Consider the following 12952-nt stretch of genomic DNA (forward strand, 5'->3'; position numbering starts at 1 on the left):
TCTTCTGTAATTGGATCAATCGTTCATCCACCGGTTCAACTTATACTCCATGTAATATACATAGGCGTGCTCCAGATTGGGGGGATACGGTTCGGCGTCATATCCTTCGATCTTGTCGGCTACCACTTGTACTTCCCACCCCGTACCGGAGGGGATGGTCGATATCACAGGGTATTTCGCGTCGATAACGGGCATCTCGTCACTGCTGATATGCATCCGCCACACCTTCCCTTCGGCCTCTTGCAGCATCTCCCGGGGCGATCCGAAAAACGCCACTTCGCCTTTGTTCATCAACGCCATACAGTTGCATGTGCTCGATATGTCGCCGACGATATGGGTCGACAGGATGATCGTCACATCCTGCTTGCCCACTTCGGCCAACAGATTACGGAAACGAATGCGTTCTTCGGGATCTAACCCCGTGGTCGGCTCATCGACGATGATCAGTCTGGGGCGATGTATCAATGCCTGTGCAATGCCCAGCCGACGTTTCATACCGCCGGACAGCTTATTGGCATAACGCTCCCTGACATCGAACAGCCCGACGCTCTCCAGCATGGCATCGACGGCTTGCCGACGCTCCCGCCGGTTGTTCATCCCCGATAGACGAGCTGCATAGTCAAGGAACTCATGCGTCTTGTATTTCGCAAAGAAACGGAAGTCCTGCGGCAGATAACCGAGTATCCGGCGTACTTCCCGACGCTGCTTACGCAAGTCGTAGCCGAACACATTCACCTCGCCGGACGTAGGCTCCATCAGCGCCACGAGGATACGCATCAGCGTCGATTTGCCGGCCCCGTTAGGCCCCAGCAGACCGAACATGCCCGTCGGTATCTCCATGTTGACGTCTTTCAGGGCATGGTTGCCGTTCGGATAGCGTTTGTTTAGCGAACGTATCGATATGTTGTTCATCTGTCTTTACCGGTTATCGTTTCCTATAACGCTGTTTTCACTTATCTTATTGTCTCGGAAAGCACCCTCGCCTTTCCCTTACCTGTAGAGGGTGCTTTCCTTATGTACAAAGCCTCTCTTTGCTTAAGCGCCGGTCACTCTTGCTTACGCGATATAAGTTTCCAACAATTTGGTCTGTGGTGCAGGCTTTAGGGTAACCGACTGTGTTGTTGCAGGAAAGAGCACGGTCTGTCCCTGCGAAACAGTCAGTTCGTTGCCGTTATCATCACGTAACTCAACGGAGCCGGCCATGCAGATATAAACAACAAACGAATCGAGCGTGGCATAATCGCGCATCATAGGTGTTTCCGTCTCCAGCAAGCGAGTGGTGAAGTACGGGCATTGCACCAGCTCGACGGCGGCGCCCGGTTGTGGCGTATAATGCGTCCGATAGTCGCTCTGAAACGTATAGTCGATCGCGTCTTTGGCCAGTTCGGTATGCAACTCGCGTCCCTTGCCGTCGGCACCTTTGCGGTTATAGTCGTAGATGCGGTACGTGATATTGCTGGTCTGCTGTATCTCGGCGATGAAGCATCCCGCGCCGATGGCATGCACTCGTCCGGCAGGCAGGAAGAAAACGTCGCCCGCTGTCACGTCGTAACGCTTAAGCACCTCCATAATACTGTTGTCTTCGACTCGTCGCACGTATTCATCCGCATCGATGGGCTGCGAAAAGCCGCAATACAACGCAGCGTCGGGGGTAGCCTTGATTACGTACCACATCTCCGTTTTTCCGAATGAGTGATGACGTTTCTCGGCCAGCACATCGTCGGGGTGTACCTGAATGGAAAGATCGTCCCAGGCATCGATAAACTTGATGAGTAACGGAAAGCGTGTTCCGAACCGCTTCATCACCTCACTGCCCAGCAGACTTTCACCGTACTCGCGAATCAATTCGTCGATCGTTTTTCCTTTATCGGCACCATACGCTACAACGGAAAAATCGCCGTCTACATGCGACAGTTCCCAGCTCTCTCCTATCTTTTCCTGTGTAGGAGTCATGCCCTTAAACGGACGGATATCCGTCCCTCCCCAGATGATTTCCTTTAAAATCGGTTGAAATAAATATGGATACATTATTTTATTTGTTGTTTGACTGTTTGTTCTGCTTTGTTTGTTTTCATTGATCGTACATGTTTAAGTAGATGATTCATCTCTTTTTACATGACGTTATTCTTTCCTTTTGCGTGGCATCGTTTTTTCCGTACCCGTCTTTTCTCCATCTCTCCTTGTTCGACCGATAATGAACGAACTTCAGGTAGCCGTTTCAATACCATAGCCGTGCGCGCCGGGAGATACAGTTTCAGCCAGCCTTTATATTCTTTTTCGTAAAGCGGATCGTATTGCGTCAGATGCTCGATGGCATCGTCGGTTAATCCGTTCCCTCCGAAACGCGGGTCATCCGTATTTAGTACTGTACGGTAAGTGCCCGGAGGAGTCAGGAGACCATAATCGGTAAACGACTGCGCAGGACTGAAATTAAAGACGAACACATATTCTCCACGCATGTAGGCCAGCACCTGGTCGCCGTCGTTATCCCACACCTTCTGCACGGGTAGCGCTTGAAAATCTTTTACGCTGCGGATCAACGCAAGCATCTCACGGTCAAAATCGCCCAGAAAGCGATATTTCAGGTTCGGAGCATCGACCAGACTCCACTGTCGGCGAGCATACTTGTACGACCAGCCGTTGCCTTCGCGCGGGAAATCGATCCATTCGGGATGTCCGAACTCGTTCCCCATAAAATTCAGATAACCGCCGTTGATCGTCGTGGCCGTCACGAGCCGGATCATTTTATGAAGCGCCAGTCCGCGCTCTACCATAAAGTGTCGGTCGTCCGCCTGCATGTGCCAGTACATATCGGCATCGATAAGACGGAAGATGATCGTTTTATCTCCTACCAACGCCTGATCGTGACTCTCGGCATAGCTGATGGTCTTCTCATCGGCCCGCCGATTCGTTGTCTCCCACCAGATGGCCGAAGGATGCCAGTCTTCATCTTTCTTCTCTTTCAGTATTTTGATCCAGAAATCCGGGATATTCATCGCCATGCGGTAATCGAACCCATAGCCACCATCGGCTACTTTAACCGCCAGCCCCGGCATACCGCTGACTTCCTCCGCAATCGTCACGGCATGCGGATTAACCTCGTGTATCAGTTTGTTAGCCAGCGTCAGGTATGTTATCGCGTCATCGTCCTGATGACCGTTGTAATAGTCACCGTAGCTTAAGAAATCTTCGCCCAGTCCATGGCTGTAATAAAGCATCGAGGTGACACCATCGAAACGAAAACCGTCGAAGCGATACTCATCCAGCCAGTATTTGCAGTTCGACAGCAGAAAATGCAACACCTCGTCCTTTCCGTAATCGAAGCAGAGAGAGTCCCATGCCTGATGTTCACGCCGGGTACCGGTATGGAAATACTGATGATACGAACCGTCGAAACGTCCGAGCCCCTCTGTTTCATTTTTCACGGCATGACTGTGCACAATATCCATGATCACCGTCAGCCCCATTCGATGGGCATCGTCGATGAGACACTTCAACTCGTCGGGCGTGCCGAAGCGTGATGAGGGCGCAAAAAAACTGCTCACATGATACCCGAATGAACCGTAATACGGATGCTCCTGTATCGCCATGATCTGTATGGCATTATAGCCGTCCTTCACGATACGCGGCAGAACGTGTGTACGGAATTCCTCATACGTACCTGTCTTCTCCTCTTCTGAAGCCATACCGATATGGCACTCGTAAATCAGCAGTGGCGACGTATCCGGCCGGAATGTCTTTACTTCAAACTGATACGGATTTTCAGGCGCCCAGACTTGCGCGGAGAAGATTTTGGTCTGCTCGTCCTGCACCACCCGACGGCACCATGCAGGGATACGCTCTCCGCAGCCCCCTTCCCATTCGATGAGTAACTTGTATAAATCTTCGTGATGGAGGGCAGCAGCCGGCAAAACGATCTCCCAGTTGCCGTTGTCGAGAGGTTTCAGACGATAACTCTCGTTCTTTTCCCAGCCGTTGAACGTCCCTATCAGATAGATAGCTGTGGCATGCGGCGCCCATTCGCGGAACACCCATCCATCCTCCGTCCGGTGCAATCCGAAATACAGATAACCCGATGCGAATTCGGCAAGGGTTTGTTTCCCGCCACAGGTTAATGTTTTCTCTTTTTCTATCGTACGGTGATAACGTCCTTCGATAGCGTCCGAATAAGGTTTCAGCCAAGGATCATTCTGAATTAGAGTCAATTTTTCCATCTTCCGTTCTTATTTATGTTTATTCCAGAGACCATATCAGCAACGAAGCATCTTATCTTAAACCCATGCTTTACGGTTTTTTGCCGTATGTACAGCCCATTTTCGCAACCGATGCAAAGCTACAAGATAAATTTCAATTCACCCACAGGCCGATAAAAATAAAACTCAAAGCGACTATGTTTTTTAAATATAGATGTGAGATGAACTTTTTTAGGTTCATTCTTCTTTGCTTTTGGAGAATCGATGTTGCTGTTGGAGCGATAAAAGCAGAAAATTCTTTCAATATTTCTATGCTCGAAGTAACCGTTTCAAATCACGCAAGAAGAACAGGAATTGACATCTCCCATTTTTTTGTTTTTGATATTTTTTCGGCAATAATTCGCACAAATATTTTGCAATTACATCTTTTTTCTTTTACTTTGCAACCGTTATCAAGATTTAAACAAGAATTATGTATAATAATAACATCGGTATTCTTATTATTTCTATTCGACTTCTGGAAGAATCCGGAGGGTGGGATTGGAATATCGGTAACTGAAAAAGATACAAGCAGCATAAAGAAATAGCCTTTCTCACTCATTGGGTGGGAAAGGCTTTTTTTGTTACAAAACACAAAGAGCTATATTTAACTTATGGAACAAATTTATGTTTTCGACACGACCTTACGCGACGGGGAACAGGTTCCCGGATGTCAACTAAACACCATCGAGAAAATCCAGGTGGCCAAAGCCCTGGAGCTGCTGGGGGTAGATGTGATTGAGGCCGGATTCCCGGTGTCCAGTCCCGGCGACTTCAACTCGGTGGTTGAGATCTCCAAAGCCGTCACCTGGCCTGTTATATGTGCGCTCACACGTGCGGTGAAAAAAGACATCGAAATGGCTGCCGAATCATTGAAACACGCCAAACGCAAACGGATCCATACCGGTATCGGCACATCGGACATGCACATCAAACACAAGTTCAACTCCAACCGCGAAGAGATCATCGAACGTGCAGTGAAAGCGGTGAAATTTGCCCGCCGTTTTGTGGACGACGTGGAGTTCTACGCCGAGGACGCCGGCCGCACCGACAACGAATACCTTGCGCGGGTGGTACAGGCGGTGGTGAACGCGGGGGCAACCGTAATCAACATCCCCGACACCACGGGCTACTGTTTCCCGCACCAGTACGGCGCCAAAATAAAGTACCTCATTGATCACGTCGATTTGAAAGAGGCCATCCTCTCCACCCACTGCCATCAGGACCTGGGCATGGCTACGGCCAACACCCTTACAGGGGTGCTCAACGGCGCGCGGCAGGTGGAAGTAACCGTGAACGGAATCGGCGAACGTGCCGGAAACACCTCGCTCGAAGAGGTGGTGATGGCGCTCAAAAGCCATAGGGAACTGGGACTCGAGACGAACATCAACACAACCAAGATTCACTCGACGAGCCGACTTGTTTCAGCGCTGATGAACATGCCGGTACAGCCCAACAAAGCGATTGTGGGGCGGAACGCTTTCGCACACTCGTCGGGCATCCATCAGGACGGCGTGCTCAAGAATACGGATACCTACGAAATTATCGACCCCAAAGAGGTGGGCATCGACGATAACGCCATCGTCCTGACGGCAAGAAGCGGCCGTGCGGCGTTGAAAAACCGCCTGAGCCTGCTGGGAGTCGACCTCGATAACGGCAAACTCGACGACGTGTACCAGAAGTTTCTCGCGCTGGCCGACCGGAAAAAAGACATCAAAGACGACGACGTGCTGGCGTTGGCCGGCATCGAGTCGCGGCTAAACCGGATCAAGATCGATTACCTGCAAGTTACTTGCGGCGTAGGGCTGCGCCATGTGGCGAGCATCGGGTTGAACATCGCCGGCGAGCACTTCGAAGCCTCCGCCACCGGAAACGGGCCGGTCGATGCGGCCATCAAAGCGGTTAAAAAGATTATCAGCCGCGAAATGGTGATTCAGGAGTTCCTCATTCAAGCCATCAACCGCGGAAGCGATGATGTAGGAAAAGTGCACATGCAGGTAGCACACAACGGCATGTTGTACTACGGCTTTTCGGCCAATACCGACATCGTTTCGGCATCAGTCGAAGCTTTTATCGATGCGGTGAACAAGTTCGTGGAATAGCTCTCCGAAAAAGATAACAACGACAAAAACAGAAAATGACAAATCATACATCACAGACAAACAGTTCGAAGCCCTCGACCGGACAGAAGGGGGCGACCCTGTTCGATAAAATATGGGACGCTCACGTCGTTACCACGGTAAAAGAGGGGCCTACCCAACTCTACATAGACCGTCACTTATGCCACGAGGTAACCAGTCCGCAAGCTTTTGCCGGACTTCGTTCGCGCGGACTGAAAGTATTCCGTCCCGAACAGACGACCCTGACGGCTGACCACAACATCCCTACCGTGGGACAGGACCAACCCATTCGCGATCAGATATCCCGTTTTCAAGTCGAAACGCTTGCCAAGAACGCACAGGAATTCGGGCTCACCTATTACGGACTGAATAATCCGAAGAACGGCATCGTGCACGTGGTAGGACCCGAAAACGGCTACACCCAACCGGGCATGACGATTGTCTGCGGCGACAGCCACACCTCTACGCACGGTGCTTTCGGCACTATTGCTTTCGGTATCGGCACGAGCGAGGTGGAGATGGTGCTGGCCTCGCAATGCATCTTGCAAACGCGCCCGAAGACGATGCGTGTGAATTTCGAGGGCAAACTGGGTAAAAACGTGGGGGCGAAAGATATGGCGCTCTATATGATTTCGCAGCTCACCACGAGTGGCGCGACCGGCTACTTCGTGGAATACGCCGGCGAGGCCGTCCGCAACCTCACCATGGAGGAGCGGATGACACTCTGCAACCTGAGCATCGAGATGGGCGCCCGGGGCGGGCTGATTGCTCCGGACGAAACAACCTTCTCCTATCTGAAAGGGCGTGAGTTCGCTCCCAAGGGCGAGAAGTGGGAACAGGCGGTGGCTTATTGGAAGACGCTGAAAACCGATACCGACGCGGTATTCGACAAAGAGGTCTCTTTCGACGTGTCGAACGTCGGCCCGATGATCACCTACGGAACCAATCCCGGCATGGGCATGCCTGTCGACGGTGCCATCCCGCAAATGGAGGAGATCGATGAGGCGGGAAAAATATCGTTCGCAAAGTCGCTCGAATATATGGGTTTTGTTCCCGGCGAAAAGCTGGAGGGGAAAAGCATCGATTACGTGTTTCTGGGCAGTTGCACCAACGGCCGGATCGAAGATTTTCGCGTATTCGCCCATTATGTGAAAGGGAAACGCAAGGCCGACCACGTAACGGCATGGCTCGTGCCCGGAAGCTGGCAGGTGCACAAACAGATCGAAGCCGAAGGGCTGGACCGGATTCTGGAAGAGGCCGGATTCGAACTTCGTCAGCCCGGCTGTTCGGCCTGCTTGGCAATGAACGACGACAAAGTGCCCGCCGGCAAATACGCGGTATCGACCTCGAACCGGAACTTCGAAGGACGTCAGGGCCCCGGAGCGCGTACCATTCTGGCCGGCCCGCTGGTAGCGGCTGCTGCGGCAGTTACAGGAAAAATAACCAACCCGTAAAAAGAACGCAAATTACGCGAATAACACAAATTTCCGCAATATGGTAACACAAGAGAACGCTCCTGCTTCGGTTCCTAAAGAACTCGTAGACATTATTATTACACAATTCTATCGCGTTTACAACGACTTAGGATACGGCTTTCTTGAGAAAGTCTATAAGAATGCGATGTATTTTGCATTGACCGATTCAGGACTGAAATGCGAAGTAGAGAAAAACATAACAGTGTACCATGACGGACGTGTAGTAGGAGATTATTTTGCCGATCTATTGGTTGAAGGCTGCATCATACTCGAACTAAAAACGTGCGAGAACATTGATCCGGCACACGAAGCTCAATTAATCAATTATCTGAAGGCAACAGAAATAGAAGTTGGCTATTTGCTGAATTTCGGCAGGAAATCCACTTTCAAAAAGAAAGTATATTCAAATCAGAGAAAATTTTATAATACAAAAAAGGACTTGCGTGAATTTGCGTTTTTTGTGCAATTTGCGTTCAAATAAGACTCATGGACAAATTTCAAACACTTACATCCACCTGTGTTCCGCTACCCATCGAGAACGTGGACACAGACCAGATTATCCCGGCGCGCTTCCTGAAAGCGACCACGCGCGAAGGTTTCGGAAACAACCTTTTCGCCGACTGGCGTTACCACAAAGACGGTAGCCCGAAGTCCGACTTCGTACTCAACAATCCCACCTATTCCGGTCAGGTGCTGGTGGCAGGCAAAAACTTCGGAAGCGGCAGCAGCCGCGAACATGCCGCATGGGCTATTGCAGGTTACGGATTCAAGGTAGTCGTATCGAGCTTCTTTGCCGATATTTTCCGCAACAACGCTCTCAACAACGGTATTCTGCCCGTGGTAACGAGCGAAGGCTGCTTGAGCGAACTCTTCGCGTCGATCCACAACAATCCGAAAGCGACGGTTACGGTTAATCTGGAGGAGCAGACTATCCGGAACAACGAGACCGGCACGTCGGAATCGTTCGAGATCAACTCCTATAAGAAGGAGTGTCTCCTGAAAGGACTCGACGACATCGATTTCCTGTTAAGCAACCAATCGCTGACGGAGGCGTGGGAGAGCAGGGCAAACCGGTTCTGACAACCTGCCTGCGGGTTTGTTGCAACGCTTAATAAACGATTGAATATTGAAACATGCGTGATCTTCACGAATAAGCATAAAAACAATGACAACAATGAATCATTCACAACCGTTCGAGTCCTCGCCGAGGAAAATCGAAATCATGGACACCACACTGCGCGACGGCGAGCAGACCTCGGGCGTCTCGTTCGCGGCCGAAGAGAAGGTGAGCATCGTTCGTCTGCTCCTCGAAGAGCTGCACGTCGACCGGGTAGAGATCGCCTCGGCACGCGTATCGGAGGGGGAATTCGCTTCGGTACAAAAAATAGCCCAGTGGGCAAAGAAAAACGGACACATCGACCGGATTGAAATTCTGGGATTTGTGGACGGAAAAGCGTCGCTCGACTGGATTGCCGCCACCGGATGCAACGTGGTGAATCTGCTTTGCAAAGGCTCTGAGAATCACTGCACGCATCAGCTCCGGAAGACGGTGAACGAACATCTGGCCGATATCCGGTCGGTCATTGCCGATGCCAAAAGCCGCGGAATGACCGTAAACATCTACCTTGAAGACTGGTCGAACGGGATGCGAGACTCGCAGGCGTACGTCTTTGAAATGATGGACGAGCTCCGGCACCAGCCCATCGCCCGCTATATGTTGCCCGACACCTTGGGCGTCTTAAATCCTTCGGAGACAAAAGAGTTCTGTGAAACGATGGTGAACCGCTATCCCGATCTGCACTTCGATTTTCATGCCCACAACGATTACGATCTGGCGGTGGCCAACGTCTTCGAAGCGGTAAAAGCCGGTGTGCACGGCGTGCATGTAACCGTCAACGGTTTGGGCGAACGTGCCGGAAATGCGCCGATTACCAGTGTAACGGCGCTGATCCACGACCAGTTGAAGTTCAAAACGAACATTGCCGAAGACAAACTCTACAGCATGAGCAAAGTGGTGGAGAGCTATTCCGGCGTGCGTATTCCCAACAACAAACCGGTCATCGGCGATAACGTCTTCACGCAGGTTGCCGGTGTACATGCTGACGGCGATAAAAAGAAGAACCTCTATTTCAACGATCTGGCACCGGAGCGTTTCGGCCGCTCGCGCGAATATGCGCTGGGGAAAAATTCGGGCAAAGCCAATATCCTCAAAAACCTCGAAGCCTTGGGCATCGAGGTGGACGACGAGGCGGCGAAAAAAATAACCGCCCACATTATCGAATTGGGTGATAAGAAAGAGCTGGTCAGCCCCGACGAACTTCCCTACATCGTCTCCGACATCCTGAAAAACGGTATTGAGAACCAGAGTATCAAGATACTCAACTATTCGCTGATGCTTACTGAGGGGATGCGTCCTACGGCTACCGTGAAACTCTCTATCGGAGGGCAGGTTTACGAACAGTCGGCTGCGGGCGAAGGACAGTACCACGCGTTTTCAAAAGCGATGTACAAGATTTACAAAAGCCTCGACAAGCCGACCCCCGAATTGCTCGATTACGTGGTGGTCATCCCTCCGGGCGGAAAAACGAACGCTTACGTGCAAACGATTATCACCTGGAAGTTCGACGGAAAAGTTTTCAAAACGAGGGGACTGGATGTCGATCAGACGGCTGCCGCCATCAAAGCGACCATGAAGATGCTCAACATGATTGAGAAAGGAAATATCCCCGTCATCAACCATATGCAGTTGCCGTAAGGGAAAAAAATCAGAAATAATAAGAAGTAAAAAATCAGATATCAGCAATTTTATACAACAATGAAAATCAATATAGCAGTATTAGCCGGTGACGGCATAGGCCCCGAAATCATGGCGCAGGCGTTGCACGTAACGCAGGCCGTTTGCGATCGGTTCGGACATGAATTATCGTACGAAGAGGCCATGGTGGGCGCGTGTGCTATCGATGCCGTGGGCGATCCCTATCCGCCGGAAACGCACGCTCTGTGCATGCAGTCCGACGCGGTGCTTTTTGGCGCAATCGGCCATCCCAAATTCGACAACGATCCCAAAGCCAAGGTGCGCCCCGAGCAGGGTTTGCTTCGTATGCGCAAGCAATTGGGACTGTACGGAAACATCCGCCCCGTGATGACTTTTCCTTCGCTGGTCCACAAATCGCCGCTCCGTGCCGACCTCGTCTCCGGAGCCGATTTCGTATGCATCCGCGAGCTTACCGGCGGCATGTACTTCGGTCGTCCGCAGGGACGGAGCGAAGACGGCAATACGGCCTATGACACCTGCGTTTACACCCGCGAAGAGGTAGAACGCATCCTGCATCTGGCTTACAAGTTTGCCGCGCAGCGGCGCAAAAAAGTAACCGTGGTGGATAAGGCGAACGTGATCGCTACCTCACGCTTGTGGCGGCAAATCGCGCAGGAGATCGCGCCGCAGTACCCCGACATCGAAACCGATTACCTCTTCGTGGACAATGCCGCCATGCGCATCATCCAGTGGCCGAAGAGTTTCGACGTGCTCGTTACCGAAAACCTTTTCGGCGATATCCTCACCGATGAGGCCTCGGTCATCACCGGATCGATCGGACTGCTGCCTTCGGCCTCGATCGGACTGCACACGTCGCTCTTCGAACCGATTCACGGGTCGTATCCGCAGGCGGCAGGCAAGAACATCGCCAATCCGCTGGCCATGATTCTCTCGGCCGCACTCATGTTCGAATACGGTTTCGACCGGATGGAGGAGGGCACGCTGATCCGTCGCGCGGTAAACGACTCCATCAATGCGGGCATCGTAACCGAAGACCTTGCCGACGGCGGAAAAGCCTACACCACAAGTGAGGTAGGCAAATGGATAACCCGATACATCGCAGAAGAGGCATGAATGAAAAACCGAACAGCGCCACCTCTATGCAGGGACGCCGCATGGCCGGCGCGCGTGCCTTGTGGCACGCCAACGGCATGACGCGCGAACAGAAAAAAAGCCCGCCCGTTAGGAAAGTCACCTTTACTCAGGGAAGTGATTCCGGTGCGATTCGAACGCACGACCCACAGCTTAGAAGGCTGTTGCTCTATCCAGCTGAGCTACGGAACCCTGTTTTTTGCGGTTGCAAAGATAGGAAAGGTTTTTTTTCTGCCAAAAGAATAAAACTTGAATGACCTTCGGAAAGATCGCATTTTTTAACGCTTTTTATCTTGGTCTTCGTAGAAATACCGGTAACGCCCCACACGGGAGTACACCCCTTGAATGTCTCCTTTGGTATCCCTGTATGAACCGCTCTCGATCGGAACATCCGGAAGATACTTGACAGGAGTACCGTAAATACCCAGATAATACAAATCCGGATTGATGATCACTTCATTCGTCAACGGCGACCCGGCATAGCGCAGCACATTGCAGACATAACCTTTATTCTCGATCTTTCGGGACGAAAGCTGGACGGTATAATAACGCCCTTCCGGCTCTTCAATGATCGTAATGCTGTTCGAACGTTTCCGGGCATTCAGATAATCATACCGAAAGTGAATGACAGACCGTTTATTCAAAATCTCGACTCTCGATAAATATCCGCCCTGATCATAATGATATCTTAACTGAACATACAGATTGCTGTCTTTCCAGACTTCCATATCTTCAACGAATCCGTGATCTTCGAGCGACAGGATTTTATACTCATATGCTTTATCGTAGTACGTATAATCGTATCCATACCGGATTCGCGGATGTTTCTTATCCCACGAGATGTGCTTTCGGTCTTCACCGATCATTCCCTTGCGAAATCCCACGATCTTTACTCTCCCTGTTTTCTGTTGTTCCAGCATCAATTCGGTGTAAACGGAATCGAGCGCATACGCTTTCATACCGACGCTAAGCAGCGACGTCTCGATATGAATTCCGTTATTATTGATTCTGTTCCCGTGTTCATCGATCTCAATCAGGTCGGAAGTGTGCACTTCACATCCTGCCATGCCAACGAACAGGAAGAAAACCCGGAAACTTTTCCATGCATTCTGTAAGTGGTATATGCTCATATTTTTGTTTTTATACGATGCAAAAATAATAAAAAAACAATACACTTAGGAACTTAAAGAATAAATGCTTGTTTTTTTCTTTTTATTT

Annotated in this window: 11 protein-coding genes and 1 tRNA gene; 7 read left to right on the top strand and 5 right to left on the bottom strand. The window is 50.9% G+C overall.

Annotated features, from left to right (window positions below):
• Positions 1 to 15 precede the first annotated feature (15 nt).
• The 3 genes from BFO_RS03605 to BFO_RS03615 form a co-directional block, all read right to left on the bottom strand.
• Complete coding sequence (locus BFO_RS03605) at positions 16 to 912, bottom strand: ABC transporter ATP-binding protein (RefSeq protein WP_014224249.1); 897 nt, start codon at positions 910 to 912, stop codon at positions 16 to 18.
• 144 nt (positions 913 to 1056) lie between these two features.
• Complete coding sequence (locus BFO_RS03610) at positions 1057 to 2031, bottom strand: type I phosphomannose isomerase catalytic subunit (protein ID WP_041590643.1); 975 nt, start codon at positions 2029 to 2031, stop codon at positions 1057 to 1059.
• 80 nt (positions 2032 to 2111) lie between these two features.
• A complete protein-coding gene (locus tag BFO_RS03615; protein WP_014224251.1) occupies positions 2112 to 4214 on the bottom strand; it encodes an alpha amylase C-terminal domain-containing protein in 2103 nt (700 codons plus the stop codon).
• Positions 4215 to 4279: 65 nt separating this feature from the next.
• On the opposite strand from BFO_RS03615, the gene BFO_RS03620 reads away from it, so the two are divergent.
• From BFO_RS03620 to leuB, 7 genes are all read left to right on the top strand, one after another.
• On the top strand, positions 4280 to 4780 hold the full coding sequence (locus BFO_RS03620; RefSeq protein WP_041590644.1) for a hypothetical protein: 501 nt from the start codon (positions 4280 to 4282) through the stop codon (positions 4778 to 4780).
• Between the two features lie 66 nt (positions 4781 to 4846).
• Complete coding sequence (locus BFO_RS03625) at positions 4847 to 6334, top strand: 2-isopropylmalate synthase (protein ID WP_014224254.1); 1488 nt, start codon at positions 4847 to 4849, stop codon at positions 6332 to 6334.
• 35 nt (positions 6335 to 6369) lie between these two features.
• Complete coding sequence (gene leuC / locus BFO_RS03630; protein ID WP_014224255.1) at positions 6370 to 7806, top strand: 3-isopropylmalate dehydratase large subunit; 1437 nt, start codon at positions 6370 to 6372, stop codon at positions 7804 to 7806.
• 40 nt (positions 7807 to 7846) lie between these two features.
• Entirely contained in the window at positions 7847 to 8308 is a 462-nt protein-coding gene (locus BFO_RS03635) for a GxxExxY protein (protein WP_014224256.1), read from the top strand.
• Positions 8309 to 8313: 5 nt separating this feature from the next.
• Complete coding sequence (gene leuD / locus BFO_RS03640; RefSeq protein ID WP_014224257.1) at positions 8314 to 8907, top strand: 3-isopropylmalate dehydratase small subunit; 594 nt, start codon at positions 8314 to 8316, stop codon at positions 8905 to 8907.
• A gap of 94 nt (positions 8908 to 9001) precedes the next feature.
• Positions 9002 to 10582 carry an alpha-isopropylmalate synthase regulatory domain-containing protein gene (locus BFO_RS03645; protein ID WP_014224258.1) on the top strand — a complete coding sequence of 527 codons (1581 nt, stop codon included), beginning with the start codon at positions 9002 to 9004 and terminating at the stop codon, positions 10580 to 10582.
• Positions 10583 to 10642: 60 nt separating this feature from the next.
• The gene (leuB, locus tag BFO_RS03650; protein WP_014224259.1) at positions 10643 to 11716 is read left to right on the top strand and encodes a 3-isopropylmalate dehydrogenase; all 1074 of its coding nucleotides are present in this window, start codon (positions 10643 to 10645) and stop codon (positions 11714 to 11716) included.
• Between the two features lie 136 nt (positions 11717 to 11852).
• Here the strand turns inward: leuB and BFO_RS03655 are convergent.
• Both BFO_RS03655 and BFO_RS03660 read right to left on the bottom strand, forming a co-directional pair.
• A tRNA-Arg gene (locus BFO_RS03655) sits at positions 11853 to 11926 on the bottom strand.
• An 86-nt stretch (positions 11927 to 12012) separates the two neighbouring features.
• The gene (locus BFO_RS03660; protein WP_014224260.1) at positions 12013 to 12864 is read right to left on the bottom strand and encodes a hypothetical protein; all 852 of its coding nucleotides are present in this window, start codon (positions 12862 to 12864) and stop codon (positions 12013 to 12015) included.
• Between the last annotated feature and the right edge of the window lie 88 nt (positions 12865 to 12952).

This window comes from Tannerella forsythia 92A2, from assembly GCF_000238215.1.
GTDB classification, from domain to species: domain Bacteria; phylum Bacteroidota; class Bacteroidia; order Bacteroidales; family Tannerellaceae; genus Tannerella; species Tannerella forsythia.

Coding starts and splice junctions, on each gene's coding strand:
- leuB (WP_014224259.1), top strand. CDS start 10,643: ATGAAAATCAATATAGCAGTATTAGCCGGTGACGGCATAGGCCCCGAA.
- BFO_RS03645 (WP_014224258.1), top strand. CDS start 9,002: ATGAATCATTCACAACCGTTCGAGTCCTCGCCGAGGAAAATCGAAATC.
- leuD (WP_014224257.1), top strand. CDS start 8,314: ATGGACAAATTTCAAACACTTACATCCACCTGTGTTCCGCTACCCATC.
- BFO_RS03615 (WP_014224251.1), bottom strand. CDS start 4,214: ATGGAAAAATTGACTCTAATTCAGAATGATCCTTGGCTGAAACCTTAT.
- BFO_RS03625 (WP_014224254.1), top strand. CDS start 4,847: ATGGAACAAATTTATGTTTTCGACACGACCTTACGCGACGGGGAACAG.
- BFO_RS03635 (WP_014224256.1), top strand. CDS start 7,847: ATGGTAACACAAGAGAACGCTCCTGCTTCGGTTCCTAAAGAACTCGTA.
- BFO_RS03605 (WP_014224249.1), bottom strand. CDS start 912: ATGAACAACATATCGATACGTTCGCTAAACAAACGCTATCCGAACGGC.
- BFO_RS03620 (WP_041590644.1), top strand. CDS start 4,280: ATGCTTTACGGTTTTTTGCCGTATGTACAGCCCATTTTCGCAACCGAT.
- leuC (WP_014224255.1), top strand. CDS start 6,370: ATGACAAATCATACATCACAGACAAACAGTTCGAAGCCCTCGACCGGA.
- BFO_RS03660 (WP_014224260.1), bottom strand. CDS start 12,864: ATGAGCATATACCACTTACAGAATGCATGGAAAAGTTTCCGGGTTTTC.